Origin of the sequence: Fenollaria massiliensis, assembly GCF_000312505.2 — a bacterium.
Classification (GTDB): Bacteria; Bacillota; Clostridia; order Tissierellales; family Peptoniphilaceae; genus Fenollaria; species Fenollaria massiliensis.
Genome location: NZ_HG326226.1, coordinates 136,250 through 153,333 on the forward strand (window position 1 = coordinate 136,250; position 17,084 = coordinate 153,333).

At 36.3% G+C, this 17,084-nt stretch carries 29 protein-coding genes; 25 read left to right on the forward strand and 4 right to left on the reverse strand.

The window, feature by feature from the left end; translation table 11 throughout:
• The first annotated feature begins 5 nt into the window (after positions 1-5).
• Complete coding sequence (locus BN30_RS04285) at positions 6-374, forward strand: hypothetical protein (protein ID WP_019214279.1); 369 nt, start codon at positions 6-8, stop codon at positions 372-374.
• 55 nt (positions 375-429) lie between these two features.
• Here BN30_RS04285 and BN30_RS04290 read toward each other — a convergent pair whose 3' ends face one another.
• The 4 genes from BN30_RS04290 to BN30_RS04305 form a co-directional block, all read right to left on the reverse strand.
• Positions 430-1,170 (reverse strand): hypothetical protein, encoded by a 741-nt coding sequence (locus tag BN30_RS04290; protein ID WP_019214280.1) that lies wholly within the window; start codon positions 1,168-1,170, stop codon positions 430-432.
• A gap of 128 nt (positions 1,171-1,298) precedes the next feature.
• Positions 1,299-3,044, reverse strand: coding sequence for an NADH-dependent [FeFe] hydrogenase, group A6 (locus tag BN30_RS04295; RefSeq protein WP_019214281.1), 1,746 nt, complete (start codon positions 3,042-3,044; stop codon positions 1,299-1,301).
• Positions 3,045-3,053: 9 nt separating this feature from the next.
• Positions 3,054-4,631 (reverse strand): NADH-ubiquinone oxidoreductase-F iron-sulfur binding region domain-containing protein, encoded by a 1,578-nt coding sequence (locus BN30_RS04300; protein ID WP_019214282.1) that lies wholly within the window; start codon positions 4,629-4,631, stop codon positions 3,054-3,056.
• A 4-nt stretch (positions 4,632-4,635) separates the two neighbouring features.
• The gene (locus BN30_RS04305) at positions 4,636-5,118 is read right to left on the reverse strand and encodes an NADH-quinone oxidoreductase subunit NuoE family protein (RefSeq protein WP_019214283.1); all 483 of its coding nucleotides are present in this window, start codon (positions 5,116-5,118) and stop codon (positions 4,636-4,638) included.
• A 585-nt stretch (positions 5,119-5,703) separates the two neighbouring features.
• Between BN30_RS04305 and rpsJ the strand changes: the two genes are divergently transcribed.
• The 24 genes from rpsJ to BN30_RS04425 are packed head-to-tail and all read left to right on the forward strand — an operon-like array spanning position 5,704 to position 17,084.
• Entirely contained in the window at positions 5,704-6,018 is a 315-nt protein-coding gene (gene rpsJ / locus BN30_RS04310) for a 30S ribosomal protein S10 (RefSeq protein ID WP_019214284.1), read from the forward strand.
• 49 nt (positions 6,019-6,067) lie between these two features.
• The gene (gene rplC, locus BN30_RS04315; RefSeq protein ID WP_019214285.1) at positions 6,068-6,694 is read left to right on the forward strand and encodes a 50S ribosomal protein L3; all 627 of its coding nucleotides are present in this window, start codon (positions 6,068-6,070) and stop codon (positions 6,692-6,694) included.
• 18 nt (positions 6,695-6,712) lie between these two features.
• On the forward strand, positions 6,713-7,333 hold the full coding sequence (gene rplD, locus BN30_RS04320) for a 50S ribosomal protein L4 (protein ID WP_019214286.1): 621 nt from the start codon (positions 6,713-6,715) through the stop codon (positions 7,331-7,333).
• Entirely contained in the window at positions 7,330-7,629 is a 300-nt protein-coding gene (gene rplW / locus BN30_RS04325; protein ID WP_242824751.1) for a 50S ribosomal protein L23, read from the forward strand. The genes rplD and rplW overlap by 4 nt, the downstream gene beginning before the upstream one ends.
• 18 nt (positions 7,630-7,647) lie before the next feature.
• Positions 7,648-8,481, forward strand: a complete 834-nt coding sequence (rplB, locus tag BN30_RS04330) for a 50S ribosomal protein L2 (RefSeq protein ID WP_019214288.1) — start codon at positions 7,648-7,650, stop codon at positions 8,479-8,481.
• Positions 8,482-8,491: 10 nt separating this feature from the next.
• A complete protein-coding gene (gene rpsS, locus BN30_RS04335; RefSeq protein WP_019214289.1) occupies positions 8,492-8,776 on the forward strand; it encodes a 30S ribosomal protein S19 in 285 nt (94 codons plus the stop codon).
• A 16-nt stretch (positions 8,777-8,792) separates the two neighbouring features.
• Positions 8,793-9,128 (forward strand): 50S ribosomal protein L22, encoded by a 336-nt coding sequence (gene rplV, locus BN30_RS04340; protein ID WP_019214290.1) that lies wholly within the window; start codon positions 8,793-8,795, stop codon positions 9,126-9,128.
• 11 nt (positions 9,129-9,139) lie between these two features.
• Complete coding sequence (gene rpsC / locus BN30_RS04345) at positions 9,140-9,952, forward strand: 30S ribosomal protein S3 (RefSeq protein WP_019214291.1); 813 nt, start codon at positions 9,140-9,142, stop codon at positions 9,950-9,952.
• A gap of 18 nt (positions 9,953-9,970) precedes the next feature.
• Positions 9,971-10,402 carry a 50S ribosomal protein L16 gene (gene rplP / locus BN30_RS04350; protein WP_019214292.1) on the forward strand — a complete coding sequence of 144 codons (432 nt, stop codon included), beginning with the start codon at positions 9,971-9,973 and terminating at the stop codon, positions 10,400-10,402.
• Entirely contained in the window at positions 10,392-10,598 is a 207-nt protein-coding gene (rpmC, locus tag BN30_RS04355; protein WP_019214293.1) for a 50S ribosomal protein L29, read from the forward strand. The genes rplP and rpmC overlap by 11 nt, the downstream gene beginning before the upstream one ends.
• A 4-nt stretch (positions 10,599-10,602) precedes the next feature.
• Positions 10,603-10,857: a 30S ribosomal protein S17 gene (gene rpsQ, locus BN30_RS04360; RefSeq protein ID WP_019214294.1), complete on the forward strand. Its 255-nt coding sequence runs from the start codon at positions 10,603-10,605 to the stop codon at positions 10,855-10,857.
• A gap of 28 nt (positions 10,858-10,885) precedes the next feature.
• On the forward strand, positions 10,886-11,254 hold the full coding sequence (rplN, locus tag BN30_RS04365; RefSeq protein WP_019214295.1) for a 50S ribosomal protein L14: 369 nt from the start codon (positions 10,886-10,888) through the stop codon (positions 11,252-11,254).
• 17 nt (positions 11,255-11,271) lie between these two features.
• Positions 11,272-11,586 (forward strand): 50S ribosomal protein L24, encoded by a 315-nt coding sequence (gene rplX, locus BN30_RS04370; protein ID WP_019214296.1) that lies wholly within the window; start codon positions 11,272-11,274, stop codon positions 11,584-11,586.
• Positions 11,587-11,600: 14 nt separating this feature from the next.
• Positions 11,601-12,143: a 50S ribosomal protein L5 gene (gene rplE, locus BN30_RS04375; RefSeq protein ID WP_019214297.1), complete on the forward strand. Its 543-nt coding sequence runs from the start codon at positions 11,601-11,603 to the stop codon at positions 12,141-12,143.
• Between the two features lie 13 nt (positions 12,144-12,156).
• On the forward strand, positions 12,157-12,342 hold the full coding sequence (locus BN30_RS04380; protein WP_019214298.1) for a type Z 30S ribosomal protein S14: 186 nt from the start codon (positions 12,157-12,159) through the stop codon (positions 12,340-12,342).
• Positions 12,343-12,363: 21 nt separating this feature from the next.
• Positions 12,364-12,756: a 30S ribosomal protein S8 gene (rpsH, locus tag BN30_RS04385; protein ID WP_207636145.1), complete on the forward strand. Its 393-nt coding sequence runs from the start codon at positions 12,364-12,366 to the stop codon at positions 12,754-12,756.
• Positions 12,757-12,777: 21 nt separating this feature from the next.
• Positions 12,778-13,314 carry a 50S ribosomal protein L6 gene (rplF, locus tag BN30_RS04390; protein ID WP_019214300.1) on the forward strand — a complete coding sequence of 179 codons (537 nt, stop codon included), beginning with the start codon at positions 12,778-12,780 and terminating at the stop codon, positions 13,312-13,314.
• Between the two features lie 12 nt (positions 13,315-13,326).
• Positions 13,327-13,689: a 50S ribosomal protein L18 gene (gene rplR, locus BN30_RS04395; RefSeq protein WP_019214301.1), complete on the forward strand. Its 363-nt coding sequence runs from the start codon at positions 13,327-13,329 to the stop codon at positions 13,687-13,689.
• Between the two features lie 16 nt (positions 13,690-13,705).
• Complete coding sequence (rpsE, locus tag BN30_RS04400) at positions 13,706-14,212, forward strand: 30S ribosomal protein S5 (RefSeq protein ID WP_019214302.1); 507 nt, start codon at positions 13,706-13,708, stop codon at positions 14,210-14,212.
• Between the two features lie 11 nt (positions 14,213-14,223).
• Positions 14,224-14,400, forward strand: a complete 177-nt coding sequence (rpmD, locus tag BN30_RS04405; RefSeq protein ID WP_019214303.1) for a 50S ribosomal protein L30 — start codon at positions 14,224-14,226, stop codon at positions 14,398-14,400.
• A gap of 16 nt (positions 14,401-14,416) precedes the next feature.
• Entirely contained in the window at positions 14,417-14,872 is a 456-nt protein-coding gene (gene rplO / locus BN30_RS04410; RefSeq protein ID WP_019214304.1) for a 50S ribosomal protein L15, read from the forward strand.
• A gap of 1 nt (position 14,873) precedes the next feature.
• Positions 14,874-16,133, forward strand: a complete 1,260-nt coding sequence (gene secY, locus BN30_RS04415; protein ID WP_019214305.1) for a preprotein translocase subunit SecY — start codon at positions 14,874-14,876, stop codon at positions 16,131-16,133.
• Positions 16,134-16,143: 10 nt separating this feature from the next.
• Positions 16,144-16,791, forward strand: coding sequence for an adenylate kinase (locus BN30_RS04420; RefSeq protein WP_019214306.1), 648 nt, complete (start codon positions 16,144-16,146; stop codon positions 16,789-16,791).
• Positions 16,792-16,799: 8 nt separating this feature from the next.
• Positions 16,800-17,084, forward strand: a complete 285-nt coding sequence (locus BN30_RS04425; RefSeq protein ID WP_019214307.1) for a KOW domain-containing RNA-binding protein — start codon at positions 16,800-16,802, stop codon at positions 17,082-17,084.

Sequence of the window (17,084 nt, forward strand, 5' to 3'; positions counted from 1 at the left end):
TCAAAATGACGGAACTTAATAAAACAAAGTCAAAAAGCAAAGTAAGTAAGATATATAATTACACTGTTTTAGGCATATATGCTTTGGTTTTGCTAGCGTATATAATTTTTAAGCTTATGGGTGCTGATGAAAAGACGGGCAGTATCATCCTTAATGCTGTGCTACTAAGTTTATTATTTGCGTTAGTGGGACTAATATTTATCCCGAAAAATACTCTTACATGGATAAACATTATCTTGCCTGTAGTAATAAATGCACCATACTTCTTATGTCTTATAGCTGTTACACACGGTTTGGATTGGATAGGCGTTGCATCTTACTACTTTGAGCGTGTAATTAGCTCACCAATAAATTTAATAAAAGCATTTTTCTAATTTGCGCATAAAAATGCAGCTACATATCATATCATGTAGCTGCATTAATTTTTTTCTAATTACTTGTGGATATATTATCTATGGCTATTCTATCTGAAATATCGCTTAAGTCTATCGGGCTTGAGCTTGACTCTGGCATATCGTCGAGGTTGCCTTTCCAGGCTGGTTTTATTTGAACGTTTAAGTTCTCATCTCCTAGTTTGAAGCTTATATCGTCAATGCTACCATCACCGGTACCTGAGGACACACAAACGTAGGATAATGTATCTTTACTTTCGCTTAGGCTTATGTCGCCTCTAAAGCCGCCTGCTCTAGCTACTCCTATTGGCACAATTTCATCTGAGCTTAGCTCTTTTGTAAAGTCTTTGTTTGGATAATAAAACTTGATGTCTGACATACCATAGTCATAGTCTTGATAAACTAAAAGTAGTGGGTAGTCTAAATTGTTTAGCTTTACAAGTGAATATGTGTAAGTGCAATTAAATCCGTCATCTTTTGTGACTGGATTAAATTTCTCTGGGTTCATATTGTCTAAAACACTTGTGTATACTTGCTTTACTTTTTCAAGATTCTCATCTTCTTGAGCTAATGCGTTTTCTTCAGCATCTTTACTTTCTTCGTTGTCTTCGCTTTCTTCACTATCTTTGCTTTCTTCATTATCTTCGCTTGATTTATCGTTTGCACTCTCTGTAAGATTCTTATCTTCAAGTGTAGTATCTTGTTTTGACAAACATGCTGTTAGGCTTAAGATAAATGTAAGGCTAATTAGAAGAGCTATCATTGTTTTTTTCATCATAAGGTCTACTCCTTTTCATAGATGTTTTTATATATCAATTCTAGCATATTTTTCTTTGTTTTACAATAATTTTGTATAGTGAAAACCCTCTTCACCACGTGGCAAAGAGGGTATATGATTATATTAAATTACATCTTTGGATCGGCTTCGTAATGTGTGTGTAGTAGCTCGTGTGCTAATTCGCCGCCAACTTCGCCAAGGTATTCTTTGTAAAGTTGTATAATTTTTGGATTGGCGTGTGATTTTCTTATTGCTTTGCCTTTATCTATATTATAGATGGCTTCAGCTCTCCTCTTAAGTATTGAGATGTCGCCGTTATGAAGCGGTTGACCGCCTCCGCCTATACATCCGCCTGGGCAAGCCATAACTTCTATCGCATCGTATTCTTTTTCGCCTGACTTAACCATGTTTAGTAGTTTTCTTGTATTGCCAAGTCCGTTTGCTACGGCGATTCTGATTTCTCTTCCATCTATATCAACTGTTGCTTCTTTGATACCGTTAAGGCCTCTAAGTGAAGTAAATTCAATCTCTTTAAGCTCTTTTCCAGTTATAGTCTCGTAAGCTGTTCTGCATGTTGCCTCGATAACGCCGCCTGTAGCTCCGAAGATTGCGCCTGCGCCTGTTGATTCACCCATTGGATCGTCAAAGTTCTCGTCTTTAAGGTCTTTAAAGCTTAGTCCTGCTTCTTTGATCATTGCGCCAAGCTCATTAGTTGTGATAACTATATCAACGTCGCTGCGGCCCCTGCTCTTAAGCTCATCTCTTGCTGATTCGTATTTTTTAGCTAAACAAGGCATTACTGATACGACTACCATATCCGTAGGATCTATGCCAAGTTTTTGGGCAAGATAAGTTTTTGCAACTGCTCCAAACATTTCATGAGGGCTCTTGCATGATGATGGTATATCGATCATATCTGAGAATTGTTGCTCCATGAAGTTTACCCAGCCTGGACAGCAGCTTGTTAGTATAGGCATCTTGCCTCCCTTTGTAAGTCTTTCTACGAACTCGTGTGCTTCTTCAACTATAGTTAGGTCAGCTGCGAAGTTTGTGTCAAAGACTTGGTCGAAGCCTAGTTTTTTAAGTGCGCTAACCATCTTACCAGTAACTATAGTTCCTGGCTCCATACCAAATATTTCGCCTAAGGCAACTCTAACTGCTGGAGCTGTTTGAACAACAACGTATTTCTTTGGATCTGCAAGTGCTTTCCATACTTTTCTTGTGTAGCTCATGCCATGAAGTGCGCCTGTAGGGCAGACTGTAACGCATTGACCACAGAAAGTACATGTTGTCTCAAACATGCTTCTATTAAATGTTGAGCCGACGTGGCAGTCAAAACCACGGCCAACCTCAGCAAGTGCGCCGACTGTTTGCACTTGATTACACATTGTCTCACATCTTCTGCAAAGAATACACTTTTCTGGCTCTCTAACCATAGATAAACTTCTGTCGTCTATAGGTATGTGTCTTCTTTCACCTTGATAAGGTATTTCTCTAATTCCTAGGTCTTGCGCTAGCTTTTGTAGTTGGCAGTTTAAGTTTTTAGCACAAGTCAAGCAGCTGTTCGGATGGTCTGATAAAAGCAGCTCAACTATAGTCCTTCTAGCGTTTATGGCAAGAGGAGACTCAGTTTTTATATCCATGCCTTCTTTAACAGGTGTTGCGCATGCTGGCAGAAGCTTGCCGCTTTTTGCGTCTTCAACCATACAAACCCTGCAAGAAGCAAGTTTATTTACAAATTTTATATCATGTAATTCCATGTGGCAAAGTGTAGGTATCTTTACGCCAATGGTTTTAGCAGCATCAAGTATTGAAGTTCTGCCTTCAACAGATACATCAACGCCGTTAATTTTTAAGTTTGTTATCTTAGCCATAAGTACCTCCTATACCAATACTACTGCCTTAACTGGGCAGACGTTCTTACAATTGCCGCACTTGATACACTTAGCTGTGTCAATAATGTGTTTTTCCTTAACTTTTCCTTCAATACAGTTAACAGGGCAGTTTCTAGCACATTTTGTGCAGCCAATACACTTGTCAGTGATGAAGTAGTTAAGTAAATTCTTACACTTCTTAGCTGGACAAGTCTTATTTTCGCCAACATGAGCCATGTATTCATCTCTAAAGTATGTTAATGTTGAAAGTATTGGGTTAGGAGATGATTGACCAAGTCCGCATAGTGATGACTTGCTCACGATTATGGATAGATTTTCAAGTTTTTCTATATCTTCTTCAGTACCATTGCCTGAAGTTAATTTTTCAAGTAGCTCAAGAAGTCTCTTGTTACCGATTCTACAAGGTGTACATTTACCGCATGATTCATCAACAGAAAATTCTAGGAAGAATCTTGAAACGTCAACCATACAGTCATCTTCGTCCATAACAACCATACCGCCAGAGCCCATGATTGAGCCTATAGCCTTAAGAGACGCAAAGTCAACCTTTGTATCAAATAATCTCTCAGGTATACATCCGCCAGATGGTCCACCAGTTTGAACAGCCTTAGCCTTTTTGCCGCCTTGAATACCTCCGCCTATATCAAAAACAATCTCTCTAATAGTAGTTCCCATAGGCACTTCAACAAGTCCCGAGTTAGCAACCTTACCAACAAGTGAGAAAACCTTAGTTCCTGACGAATCTTCAGTGCCGATGGATCTGAACCAGTCTGCGCCATGATCAATAATTTGAGCGATGTTAGCAAAAGTTTCAACATTGTTGATAACAGTTGGCTTGCCCCAAAGACCTCTCTCAGTAGTTCTGTACTCTTTATTTCTTGGCATACCACGCTTTCCTTCGATAGATTCCATAAGAGCAGTACCTTCACCGCATACGAAAGCGCCAGCGCCTAGACGAAGCTCGATTTGGAAAGAAAAGTCAGTTCCTAAAATATTGTCTCCTAATAAATTATTTTCATTTGCCTTTTTAATGGCAACTTTTAGGCTTTCAACAGCCTTTGGATACTCAGCTCTAACGTAGATAAAGCCCTTTTGAGCACCAACAGCATAAGCGCAGATGGCCATGCCCTCTAAAACGCTGTGCGGATCTTTTTCCAAAACAGACCTATCCATGTAGGCGCCTGGGTCACCTTCGTCAGCGTTACAAATTATATATTTTATACCTTCTGGCTGAAGAAAAGCTGCTTCCCATTTTCTTCCTGTAGGGAAACCCGCTCCACCACGGCCTCTTAGACCAGAAGCCTTTACTTCATTTATTAAATCTTCTCTTTTCATATTAAGCGCCTTATCAAGAGAGAAATATCCGCCTAATGCTATGTATTCGTCTAAAGACGATGAGTCTATTATGTCACAGTTTTTTAAAACTATACGGTGCTGTTTTTCAAAAAATTCACCTTTTTTAGTAATTTTGTCACCGTCAATATTAAAAGAGCCGTCTTTTTTAAGTCTATCAAGAAGAAGATCCTTAGTTTTCTTTTGAATTTCTAATAGATTTTCCTTATTCATATACTTACTCCTTATACTTATTAATAATTTCTGTGACTTGACTTTCTTTTACATGGTCATAAACATCGTCACCAACAGTTACAACCGGTGCCAAAGCACATTCGCCAACACATCTAGTCTCAACTATAGAGAAAAGCCCATCAGCTGTTGCCTCACCCTTAGCTACATTTAACTCCTTTAAGAAGTCATCCAAAAGCTTGTCAGCACCCTTTACGTAGCAAGCAGTACCTAAGCAGATACATATAGAGTGTTTACCCCTAGGCTTAAAAGTGAATTGACTGTAGAAAGAAGCAACGCCATAAATTTCACTGCTATGCTTATTCAATTTAAGCGCCATAAAATCTATAATCTCTTCAGGTATATAGCCAAAGAGTCTTTGTGCTTCTTGAAGAACTGGCATGACAGCACCTCTGTCGTTCTTCTTTTCTTCGATAAATTGTAAGAACTCATCAAATTTAGCACGATCTTTGTTAAAACAAAAAGCCATAATTTACCTCCTTTATATTTGCATATTATTAATAATATTTTATAATAAAAACGATTTTTTGTCAATGAGATAATTACTATATTAAAGCATTTAGATAAAAACTTAATAAATATATATTATTTTGCAGATAATAAAATAAATTTCGTTATTAAAAAATAATTATTAAAAATATTAATACTTATTTAATAAAATTATAAAATAATTTATATCAAAGCATAGATATATAATACGAAAAAACTATTCAAAATTATTCATATAAATAATTTGCTGCCATATATATTATATATATAAAAGGAAGAGAAAAAATATAAAAAAATAAAAAATAATTAAAAAAACCCTTGACAGACAAGAGCTTATTATGTATAATATATGAGTGCTTAAATCAAATGGCTATGACTAAGAAAGGTTGCGCATCATGTTTTTTGTTGCGTGATGTGGTAATTTCCCTAGTTTCATGCAAGTCTGCTCGAGACAGAAGCAGGCGATTGATTGGCATATTTTATTTACGCTTAGAGAAAACGCACGGCTGCGTGTGTAAGAGTTGACTCTCTAAGAAGTGAAAAAATATTACATGGAGGTAATCAAATGTCAAGCAAAAAACAAAAAATCAGAATTAGACTTAAAGCTTACGATCACACACTACTAGATCAATCAGCTCAAAGAATTGTTGAAGCTGCTAAAAAGACAGGATGCAAGGTATCAGGACCAGTTCCACTACCAACAGAAAAACAAATCGTAACAATTTTAAGATCAGTTCACGTTAACAAAGATTCAAGAGAGCAATTCGAACAAAGAACTCACAAGAGACTAATCGATATCCTTGAACCAAATGACAAAACTGTAGACGCACTTATGAAGATGAACGTGCCTGCAGGTGTAGATATAGAAATAAAACTATAATCTATAAGATTTTATTTAAAATCCGCTGTAAATTATGGAGGTGCAGTTAATGAACGGAATTTTAGCAAAGAAAATTGGAATGACACAAGTTTTCGAAGAATCAGGAAACTTAGTTCCAGTTACAGTTCTTCAAGCCGGACCTATGGTAGTTGTTCAAAAGAAAACTGTTGAAACAGACGGTTACAACGCTATAGTAGTTGGTTTTGGAGAAATCAATGAAAAGAATGTAAACAAACCTCGTAAGGGTCAATTCAAAAAAGCTAACGCTAGCTACAAAAGATACCTTAGAGAGTTTAAAGTAGAAGATGTAGAAAAATACAACTTAGGTGATGAAATCACAGTTGAAATCATGGACGGCGTTGAATTTGTAGACGTTATCGGAACATCAAAAGGTAAAGGTACTCAAGGTGTTATAAAAAGACACGGCTTCGGTAGAGGTAGAGAATCACATGGTTCAAAATTCCACAGAATGCCAGGTGGTATGGGTGCTGCAACATGGCCAGGAAAAGTATTTAAGGGCCATAGAATGATGGGCCGCATGGGTAATGAAAGAGTAACTGTTCAAAACCTAAAAGTAGTAAAAGTAGATAAAGAAAACGGAATTATCCTAATCAAAGGTGCTGTACCAGGACCAAAGAAAGGTTTAATTACTGTTAGAAAAGCAATAAAGAAATAGCGCTAAAGGAGGATTAAAATGCCAAGTTATAAAGTTTTAAACATGGAAGGTAAAGAACTTGAGACAATTGAATTAAATGATGACATCTTTAATCAAGAAGATAACCCTCATCTTATTTACCAAGTAGTAGTTAATCATTTAGCGAACAAACGTCAAGGAACTCAAAGCACTTTAACAAGAGCTGAAGTTAGAGGCGGCGGAAGAAAACCTTGGAAACAAAAAGGTACAGGTAGAGCAAGACAAGGAAGTACAAGAAGTCCTCAATGGAAGGGCGGCGGAGTTGTATTTGCACCAAAGCCAAGAAGCTATGGATACAAACTTCCTAAGAAGTTAAAGAGATTAGCTTTAAAGGTAGCTCTTTCAAACAAAGTTCGTGATAATGAGCTTATTATAGTAGATGATATAAAATTACAAGAAGTTAAGACAAAATATGCTTTTAAAGCACTACAAAATCTTAACGCAAAGAAAGCATATATAGTTACTAAAGATAACGATAAAGACACACAAAGAGCTTTTAGAAATATACCATTCACAATGATTAGTGAAGCAAGAAACATAAACGTATATGATATAGTAAGACATGACAATATGATACTTACAAAAGCTTCTTTAGAAACTATCGAGGAGGTGTTCAAATAATGCTTAATCCACATGATATAATCATAAAACCCATAGTTACAGAAAAGTCTATGAGCGATATGGAAGAAGGTAAGTACACTTTCAAAGTAGACAGAAGAATCAACAAATCTGAAATCAAAAAAGCAATTGAAAACGTTTTTGGTGTAAAGGTTGAAAAAGTAAACACAATGAACATGCAAGGTAAGTTAAAAAGACAAGGCGCACACGAAGGTAGAAGACCAAACTGGAAAAAAGCCATTGTTACACTTAAGGAAGATTCAAAGAGAATTGAATTCTTTGAAGGCATGTCAAATTAGTGATAGGAGGGAAATTTAATGGCTATTAAAACATATAAACCAACTACTCCGTCCAGAAGAATGATGGCATCACCTGCTTTTGAGCTTATCACAAGAGCTAAACCAGAAAAGTCACTTGTAGAAAGCATTAAGAAAAACTCAGGTAGAAACAACACTGGTAGAATCACATCTCGTCACAGAGGCGGGGGAGCTAAGAAGATATATAGAATTATCGACTTTAAGAGAAATAAAATAGGCGTTGTTGGAACAGTAGCTCACATCGAGTACGATCCAAACAGAACAGCAAACATCGCACTAATTCAATACGAAGACGGCGAAAAAAGATACATCCTTCATCCAGTAGGATTAAATGTTGGAGATAAAATCGAAGCAGGAGAACATGTCGACATCAAAGTAGGTAACGCGCTTAAATTAAGAGACATCCCAGTAGGTACACTAATCCACAACATTGAAATGAAACCAGAAAAAGGCGGACAACTAGCAAGAAGCGCTGGTTCATACGCTCAACTTATGGGTAAAGAAGGTAACTACGCACAATTAAGATTACCATCAGGCGAGATGAGAGTTGTTTTACTAGACTGTATGGCAACAATCGGCCAAGTAGGTAACCTTGACCACGAACTAGTTAACATGGGTAAAGCTGGTAAGAAGAGATTAACAGGAAGACGCCCTCACGTAAGAGGTTCAGCGATGAACCCAGTAGACCATCCACATGGTGGTGGTGAAGGTAGAGCACCAATAGGTAGACCATCACCAATGACACCTTGGGGTAAACCTGCTCTAGGACTTAAGACTAGAAAGAAAAAGAAACATTCTGATAAGTATATAATCAGAAGAAGAAACGACAAGTAGGAGGGTTTAAATGGCAAGATCGATTAAAAAAGGACCTTTCGTAGACGAACACTTAATGAAAAAAGTTGAAGCTATGAATGAAGCCAACGATAAAAAAGTTATTAAAACATGGTCAAGACGTTCAACAATCTTCCCAGAATTCATAGGACACACAATAGCAGTATATGACGGTAGAAAACACGTTCCTGTATATATAACAGAAGATATGGTAGGACATAAACTTGGAGAGTTCGTATTAACAAGAACTTTCAGAGGCCATGTTGCTAAAGGCGACAAGAAAGCAAACGTAAAATAATAGAAGGAGGATATAAATGGAAGCAAAAGCAATAGCTAAATATATTAGAATATCTCCTAGAAAAGTTCACTTTATATGCAACGAAATTAGGGGAAAACATATTGATGAAGCTCTTTCTATTTTAAAGTTTACACCAAAGAAAGGCGCAAGAGAACTATTAGCAGTACTTGAATCTGCAATAGCAAACGCTACAAACAATTTTGACTTAGATAGAGACAAACTATATGTTAAGGATGCACAAGCAACTGATGGACCAAGAATGAAAAGATATAGACCAAAGGCTCACGGTTCAGCTTATCCAATACTAAAGAGAACTGCACACTTATCAGTTGTAGTATCAGACGAGAAATAAGGAGGTAAGAAATGGGCCAAAAAGTAAATCCACACGGACTAAGAGTCGGAGTTATAAAAGATTGGAGCTCAAATTGGTATGCCGACAAGAAAAGTTTCTCTGATAATTTAGTAGAAGACTATAAGATAAGAGAATATTTGAAAAAAGAGCTTTACCAAGCAGGAGTTTCAAAATTAAAAATCGAAAGAACAAGAAAGAAAATTAAAGTTACTATATATACAGCAAAACCTGGTATCGTAATCGGTAGAGGCGGAGAAGGTATAGAAGCACTTAAGAAGAAAATCGAAAGACTTACTACAAAGACAGTTTTAGTAAACGTTGAAGAAGTAAGAAAGCCAGACTTAGATGCTCAACTAGTAGCAGAAAACATTGCATTCCAACTAGAAAGAAGAATCACATTCAGAAGAGCAATGAAAGGCGCTATCCAAAGAACAATGAAAGAAGGAGCAAAGGGTATCAAAACTCAAGTTTCCGGAAGACTTGGTGGAGCCGACATGGCTAGAAGCGAAGGTTATTCAGAAGGAACAATACCTCTACAAACACTTAGAGCAGATATTGACTATGGTTTTGCAGAAGCAAACACAACATACGGCAAGATCGGCGTAAAGGTTTGGTTATACAAAGGAGAAGTACTTCCAGAAGTAACTGACGAAAGAAAGAAAAACTTTAAAAAGAGAAGTCAAGACGACAAAAAGAAAGACTTCAAAAAGAGAAGAAGAAATAACAACCAAAATACAGGCTTTAAAGACAGAAAAAATAACAATAACAGAAGAGGCTTTAAGCCAGAAGCTAACGAAGCACAAAACGCTAATAACGAAAATTAGTAAGGAGGAAAACATACTATGTTAATGCCTAAAAGAGTAAAGCATCGTAGAGTTCATAGAGGCAGAATGAAAGGTAAAGCATATTCAGGTAACACAATTACTTACGGTGAATATGGCCTACAAGCACTAGAACCAACATGGATGACAGCAAACCAAATAGAAGCTGCTCGTCGTGCGATGACAAGATATATAAAAAGAGGTGGAAATGTTTGGATTAAAGTATTTCCAGACAAACCAGTAACAAAGAAACCTGCAGAAGTACGTATGGGTTCCGGTAAAGGTGCTCCAGAGTATTGGGTTGCAGTAGTAAAACCAGGTAGAGTATTATTTGAAATGGGTGGAGTTTCAGAAGAAATAGCAAGAGAAGCACTAAGACTTGCAGCAATGAAACTTCCTATAAAAACTAAATTTGTAGTTCGTGAAGAAGGTGGTGAAGCTAATGAAGGTTAAAGAAATACGTGATTTAACAACAGAAGAACTAAATCAAAAAGAAAAAGAGCTTAAAAAAGAACTATTTAACCTAAGATTCCAATTAGCTACCGGACAATTAGAAAACCCAAAGACAATTTCTCAAGTTAAAAAAGACATTGCTAGAGTGAAAACAATTGTCAGAGAAAGAGAACTTTCTCAAGTAAAGGAGGCTTAAATCAATGGAAAGAAATCTTAGAAAAGTTAGAACAGGTACAGTAGTTTCTGATAAGATGGAAAAGACAATAACTGTTGCAGTTGAAACAAAAGTTAGTCATCCTATATATAAGAAGAGAGTTAACAGAACTACTAAATTTAAGGCTCACGATGAAAACAACGAAGCAAGAGTTGGCGATTTTGTAAAGATTATGGAAACAAGACCACTATCTAAGACAAAAAGATGGAGACTCGTAGAAATTATAGAAAAAGCAAAATAGTCCTTTTATAGGAAGGGAGGTTAATAAATTGATACAATCTGAATCAAGAATGAGAGTAGCTGATAACTCCGGAGCCAGAGAGGTACTAGTAATTAAAGTCTTAGGTGGCAGTAAAAGAAAGTATGCCGGAGTGGGCGATATAGTGGTTTGCACAGTTAAAAATGCAACACCAGGAGGCGTTGTTAAAAAAGGAGACGTTGTTAAAGCTGTTATAGTTAGAACAACACAACCAATAAGAAGACAAGATGGATCATATATAAGATTTGATGATAACGCAGCAGTTATCGTAAAAGAAGATAAAAATCCTGTTGGAACTCGTATATTTGGACCTGTAACTAGAGAATTAAGAACTGGTGGTTATATGAAGATAATATCACTAGCTCCAGAAGTTCTTTAATGAAGGGAGGTTAAATTATGCACGTTAAAGTAGGCGACAAGGTAATTGTTATTGCCGGTAAAGATAAAGGAAAAACAGGTAAAGTTTTAAAAGCATTACCAAAGAAAGACCGTGTTGTTGTTGAAGGAATAAACATTCAAACAAGACACCAAAAAGCTCGTGGACCTCAAGAACCAGGTGGAATTATTAAATCAGAAGGAGCAATACATGTTTCTAACGTAATGGTTTATAATGAATCACTTAAAAAAGGTACAAGAGTAGGCTATAAAGTTTTGGAAGACGGCAAGAAAGTTAGATACATGAAAGCCGACGGAGAAACATTAGACAAATAAGGGAGGTAGAACGGATGGCTTCCAGACTGGAAACAAGGTACAAAGAAGAAATTGTGCCTCAAATGATGGAAAAATTAGGATATGATAATATAATGCAAGTTCCTAAGCTAGACAAAGTTGTTATCAACATCGGTTTAGGACACGCTAAAGAAAATCCAAAAGTTCTTGAAAGTGCCTTAAAAGAATTAGAGTTAATAACTGGACAAAAACCTGTTATTACACACGCTAAGAAATCTATAGCTAACTTTAAGCTAAGAGAAGGCATGAAGATCGGATGTAAAGTAACATTAAGAAGAGACAAAATGTACTACTTCTTAGATAAGTTAATGAACATCGCTCTTCCAAGAGTAAGAGACTTTAGAGGTGTCAGCAGCACTTCATTCGACGGTAGAGGAAACTATGCATTAGGTATTAAAGAACAATTAATCTTCCCTGAAATCATATACGATGAAGTAGATGAAATCAGAGGTATGGATATCATAATTGTTACTACAGCAAATACTGATAAAGAAGCAAAATTATTCTTAGAGCTTCTTGGCATGCCTTTTAGAAAGTAAAAGGAGGAAGTAGATGGCTAAAAAATCAATGGTTGCTAAGCAACAAAGTAAACAAAAATACAAGGTAAGAGAGTATAACAGATGCAAGATTTGCGGAAGACCTCATGGTTACCTTAGAAAATATGGAATTTGCCGTATATGCTTCAGAAAATTAGCATATAAGGGAGAAATTCCTGGCGTAAGAAAAGCAAGCTGGTAGAAGGAGGAGTGATGTAATATGATGACGGATCCAATCGCGGATATGCTTACAAGAATCAGAAATTCTAACTCACAAAAACACGATTCAGTAGATATTCCGAAGTCAAGAATTAAACAAGAAATCGCTCAAATACTTTTAGATGAAGGATATATAAAAGGCTTTGAAGTCGTAGATGACAAAAAGCAAGGCATAATAAGAGTTGAACTAAAATACCTTCCAAACAAAGAAAGAGTAATTTCCGGTATAAAGAGAATTTCTAAACCCGGACTTAGAATATATGTAAATTCAAACGAAGTGCCTAAAGTATTAGGCGGATTAGGTATAGCAATACTTTCTACATCCCATGGTCTTATGACAGACAAAAAAGCTAGAGAAGACAAAGTGGGCGGAGAAGTAATCTGCTATGTATGGTAAAATTAGCTAGGAGGAGTAATAATGTCAAGAATAGGTCTTAAACCTATTACAGTACCTCAAGGCGTTGAAATTAAAGTTAATGACGGAGTAGTTACTGTAAAAGGACCAAAGGGCGAACTTAAAGAAAACATCTGTAAAGATCTTACAATCAAGATTGAAGATGGCATCTTACATGTTGAACGTCCAAATGATGAAAAGAAAATAAAAGCTCTACACGGCCTAACTAGATCACTAATCCATAATATGGTTACAGGTGTAACAGAAGGTTTCTCAAAAGAACTTACTATTATAGGTACAGGTTATAGAGCACAAAAGAATGGAAATAAATTAGCCTTAACACTTGGCTTTTCACATCCACTTGAACTAGAAGATCCAGAAGGAATCACAGTTGAAGTGCCAGAACAAGACAAGATAGTTGTTAAAGGACTAGACAAACAAAAAGTAGGACAATACGCTGCATACATCAGAACATTCAGAATGCCAGAACCATACAAAGGAAAAGGTATTAGATACACTGACGAGTATGTAAGACGTAAAGTTGGTAAGACTGGTAAGTAGGAGGATAATTAGATGATAAACAAAGAAGCAAAAAAAGTAAGTCGTCAAAAAAGACACTTAAGAATCAGATCTAAGATTTCCGGTACTCAAGAAAGACCAAGACTATGTGTATTTAGAAGTGATAAACATATATATGCACAACTAATAGATGACGTTAATGGTGTGACACTTGCTCAAAGCTCAACACTTGATAAGTCTTTAAATTTAGAGAAAACATCAAACATTGAAGCAGCTAAGGCTGTTGGAACAAAAATTGGTGAAATCGCTAAAGAAAAAGGCATAGAAGAAGTAGTATTTGACAGAGCAGGTTATATCTACCATGGTAGAATTAAAGAACTAGCTGAAGCAGCTAGATCAGCAGGTCTTAAATTTTAACGAAGGAGGGGAATTAATGGAACACTTAATTATTGATGCAGCAACTCTTGATCTTGAAGAACAAGTAGTTTCTATAAACAGAGTTGCAAAAGTAGTAAAGGGTGGTAGAAACTTTAGATTCTCGGCCTTAGTTGTTGTTGGAGACAGACAAGGACACGTTGGTGTTGGTATGAGTAAAGCACTTGAAGTACCTGAAGCTATTAGAAAAGCAGTACAAGACGCTAAGAAACACCTAATCGAAGTTTCGATAGTTGATACAACTATCCCACACGAAATTAAAGGCGTTTATGGCGCAGGTAAAGTATTCTTAAAGCCAGCTCCTAAGGGATCAGGTGTTAAGGCATCTTCTGCTATCCGTGCCGTATGTGAACTTGCAGGTATTGAAAATATTTCTGCTAAACGTCTTGGATCAAACAATCCTCGTAACATTGTAAACGCTACAATCAACGGACTTATGAACTTAAAGAGAGCCGAAGATGTTGCTAGAGCAAGAGGAAAGTCTGTAGAAGAATTATTAGGATAGGAGGTTTAAGTATGAACACAATTAAAATTAAACTTAAGAGAAGTTTTATAGGTAAACCTTCTGATCATATAAAGGTAGTTAAAGCTATTGGTCTTAGAAAGATAGGACAAGTAGTAGAAAAGAACGATACCCCACAAATTAGAGGGATGATACACAAAGTAGACTACATGCTTGAAATCGTAGACTAATTAAGGAGGTGTAAAGATGAAGCTAAATAATTTACAAGCTCAAGAAGGCGGAAAGATCGGTAAAAAAGCTGCTCGTAGAGGTAGAGGTATTGGATCAGGCCTAGGTAAAACTGCTGGTCGTGGTACTAAAGGACAAAAGTCTAGATCCGGTGGAGGAGTAAGACCAGGCTTCGAAGGTGGTCAAATGCCATTATTCAGAAGATTACCTAAGAGGGGCTTTACAAACATATTCAGAAAAGAATATGCTATAGTTAACATCTCCAGCTTAAATGTCTTTGATGATGGTGAGACTGTAGATACACAAAAACTTATCGAAAGAGGCTTAGTTAAGAAGAGCTTAGCAACAGCTAACGGCGTTAAGGTTTTAGGTAACGGAGAACTAGAAAAGAAAATCAATCTAAACGTTGAAAGAATAAGTGAAAGTGCTAAAGAAAAGGTTGAGGCAAAGGGCGGAAAGGTAGAGGTGAAATAAGATGTTTAAGACTCTAAAGAACGCATGGGCAGTTAAAGAGATCAGAATGAAGATTTTATTCACTCTTGCTATGCTTTTCATTTATAGACTTGGAAACTTTATTCCACTTCCATTTGTAAACAGAGATGCTCTTCAAAGCTTTTTCGCTGCAAATGACTCAAGCCTTTTAGGCTTTCTAGATATGATGGCAGGTGGAGCGTTATCAAGATTAAGTATATTTGCATCAAACATATATCCTTATATCAACGCATCCATCATCATACAACTTTTAACAGTAGCTATACCAAAGCTAGAAGAACTAGCTAAGGAAGGCGAAACTGGTAGAAAGAAAATTAACAGATACACAAGATACCTAACTATAATATTAGCTATAATTCAAGGTATTGGTACTGTATTTGGACTATTAAGAGGAACAGTTATAGGTGGAACATTAGCTAAAATGCTTATGGTTCTATGCCTAGTAGCTGGTACACAATTCTTAGTATTCCTTGGTGATCAAATCACTGAAAAAGGTGTTGGTAACGGTATTTCATTAATTATCTTCTTAGGAATCATAGCAAGACTTCCTGAGACTGTAAGCCAATACTTCAACTTAACAAAAGCTGGACAATATAACTTAATTAACGTTATAATTATGACTATCGCTATGATAGCTATAGTTGCTTTCGTTGTAGCAATACAAGAAGGCGAAAGAAGAATTGGTGTACAATATGCCAAAAGAGTAGTTGGCAGAAAGATGTATGGCGGTCAATCAACACACATCCCTATCAAAGTTAACATGGCAGGCGTTATGCCAGTAATCTTCTCAACATCATTCCTTGGAGCATTCCAAACTATAGGAATGATTACTGGAGGTTCATTTGGCAAGTTTATGGAGACATATTTAGGATACAATTCAGTAGCATTTGCGGTATTAAACGTAATACTAATCGTATTCTTTACATTCTTCTATAACGAAATTCAATTTAATCCAATTGAATACTCTAAAAATTTACAACAAAACGGTGGATTCATCCCTGGCATTAGACCAGGTAGACCAACTAGCGACTTCTTAGCAAAGATCGTTAGAAGAATTGGTCTTGTTGGAGCTATATCACTTGCAATACTTGCTACACTACCAATAGTGCTTGGAGCAATCTTAAAGATGCAAACACACTTTACTGGTACAGGTATCATAATCGTTGTAGGTGTTGTTATTGAAACAATCAAGCAAATAGAAGCTCAAATGATGATGAGACATTACAAGGGTTTCTTAAGCTAGGAGGTAGGAAATGAGATTATTAATTTTAGGACCTCCAGGAGCTGGAAAAGGAACTCAAAGTGATAAGATAGTTGAACATTATAAAGTAAAACACATCTCTACAGGAGATATGTTTAGAGAAAATATTAAAGGCGGTACAGAACTTGGTAAGAAGGCAACTGAGTACATGGATAAGGGACTTTTAGTTCCAGACTCACTTGTTAATGACATGGTTATGGATAGATTATCAAAAGATGATCTTAAAGAACATGGCTTCTTACTAGACGGTTACCCAAGAAATATAAGCCAAGCAGAAGCACTTAAAGACATGCTTACTAAGCTTGATATGCCGCTAGATGCAGTTATCAATATAGAAGTACCTTCTAAATTCTTAATCGATAGAATCACTGGAAGAAGAGTGTGCCCTAAGTGCCAAAGAAGCTATCACATTGCCAACAATCCTCCAAAGGAAGAAGGCATTTGTGATTATGATGGCGAAGCTCTTATTACTAGAAAGGACGACAACGAAGAAACTGTTAAAAACAGAATCGATGTTTACGACAACGAAACAAAGCCTTTAGTAGATTTCTACACAAAAGAAGGTATTATATTGAATATCGATGGAACTCTTTCTATTGATGAGACTTTTGAATCGATAAAATCTAAATTGGGTAAATAGGTGAAACGATGGAATCTACAAAAGATATTGTAGTAGGACAGCTGGTTAAATCTAAATCCGGAAGAGATATGATGAGACTGTTTTTAGTATACGATGTTGTTGATGATGAGCACGTGCTTTTAGTTGACGGCAAACTAAGAAGGCTAGAGAAGCCAAAGCTTAAGAAAATTAAGCACTTAATCGTATATCATACAATAGTTGAAGATTTTCAAAAGAAAGTTGAAGAAAATTCAAGATTAACAAACAGTCAAATAAGAAAGTATCTAGAACCTTTCTTGATAGAGGAACATTAG

Bases quoted from the DNA above. Each gene is read 5' to 3' on its own strand.
- rpsE (WP_019214302.1), top strand. From the start codon at position 13,706: ATGGAACACTTAATTATTGATGCAGCAACTCTTGATCTTGAAGAACAA.
- rplX (WP_019214296.1), top strand. From the start codon at position 11,272: ATGCACGTTAAAGTAGGCGACAAGGTAATTGTTATTGCCGGTAAAGAT.
- secY (WP_019214305.1), top strand. From the start codon at position 14,874: ATGTTTAAGACTCTAAAGAACGCATGGGCAGTTAAAGAGATCAGAATG.
- rplO (WP_019214304.1), top strand. From the start codon at position 14,417: ATGAAGCTAAATAATTTACAAGCTCAAGAAGGCGGAAAGATCGGTAAA.
- rpsH (WP_207636145.1), top strand. From the start codon at position 12,364: ATGACGGATCCAATCGCGGATATGCTTACAAGAATCAGAAATTCTAAC.
- BN30_RS04305 (WP_019214283.1), bottom strand. From the start codon at position 5,118: ATGGCTTTTTGTTTTAACAAAGATCGTGCTAAATTTGATGAGTTCTTA.
- rpsS (WP_019214289.1), top strand. From the start codon at position 8,492: ATGGCAAGATCGATTAAAAAAGGACCTTTCGTAGACGAACACTTAATG.
- rpmC (WP_019214293.1), top strand. From the start codon at position 10,392: ATGAAGGTTAAAGAAATACGTGATTTAACAACAGAAGAACTAAATCAA.
- rplV (WP_019214290.1), top strand. From the start codon at position 8,793: ATGGAAGCAAAAGCAATAGCTAAATATATTAGAATATCTCCTAGAAAA.
- BN30_RS04425 (WP_019214307.1), top strand. From the start codon at position 16,800: ATGGAATCTACAAAAGATATTGTAGTAGGACAGCTGGTTAAATCTAAA.
- BN30_RS04290 (WP_019214280.1), bottom strand. From the start codon at position 1,170: ATGATGAAAAAAACAATGATAGCTCTTCTAATTAGCCTTACATTTATC.
- rplR (WP_019214301.1), top strand. From the start codon at position 13,327: ATGATAAACAAAGAAGCAAAAAAAGTAAGTCGTCAAAAAAGACACTTA.
- rplB (WP_019214288.1), top strand. From the start codon at position 7,648: ATGGCTATTAAAACATATAAACCAACTACTCCGTCCAGAAGAATGATG.
- rpmD (WP_019214303.1), top strand. From the start codon at position 14,224: ATGAACACAATTAAAATTAAACTTAAGAGAAGTTTTATAGGTAAACCT.
- rpsJ (WP_019214284.1), top strand. From the start codon at position 5,704: ATGTCAAGCAAAAAACAAAAAATCAGAATTAGACTTAAAGCTTACGAT.
- rplF (WP_019214300.1), top strand. From the start codon at position 12,778: ATGTCAAGAATAGGTCTTAAACCTATTACAGTACCTCAAGGCGTTGAA.
- BN30_RS04420 (WP_019214306.1), top strand. From the start codon at position 16,144: ATGAGATTATTAATTTTAGGACCTCCAGGAGCTGGAAAAGGAACTCAA.
- BN30_RS04380 (WP_019214298.1), top strand. From the start codon at position 12,157: ATGGCTAAAAAATCAATGGTTGCTAAGCAACAAAGTAAACAAAAATAC.
- rpsC (WP_019214291.1), top strand. From the start codon at position 9,140: ATGGGCCAAAAAGTAAATCCACACGGACTAAGAGTCGGAGTTATAAAA.
- rplC (WP_019214285.1), top strand. From the start codon at position 6,068: ATGAACGGAATTTTAGCAAAGAAAATTGGAATGACACAAGTTTTCGAA.
- rpsQ (WP_019214294.1), top strand. From the start codon at position 10,603: ATGGAAAGAAATCTTAGAAAAGTTAGAACAGGTACAGTAGTTTCTGAT.
- rplE (WP_019214297.1), top strand. From the start codon at position 11,601: ATGGCTTCCAGACTGGAAACAAGGTACAAAGAAGAAATTGTGCCTCAA.
- rplP (WP_019214292.1), top strand. From the start codon at position 9,971: ATGTTAATGCCTAAAAGAGTAAAGCATCGTAGAGTTCATAGAGGCAGA.
- BN30_RS04300 (WP_019214282.1), bottom strand. From the start codon at position 4,631: ATGAATAAGGAAAATCTATTAGAAATTCAAAAGAAAACTAAGGATCTT.
- rplD (WP_019214286.1), top strand. From the start codon at position 6,713: ATGCCAAGTTATAAAGTTTTAAACATGGAAGGTAAAGAACTTGAGACA.
- BN30_RS04295 (WP_019214281.1), bottom strand. From the start codon at position 3,044: ATGGCTAAGATAACAAACTTAAAAATTAACGGCGTTGATGTATCTGTT.
- BN30_RS04285 (WP_019214279.1), top strand. From the start codon at position 6: ATGACGGAACTTAATAAAACAAAGTCAAAAAGCAAAGTAAGTAAGATA.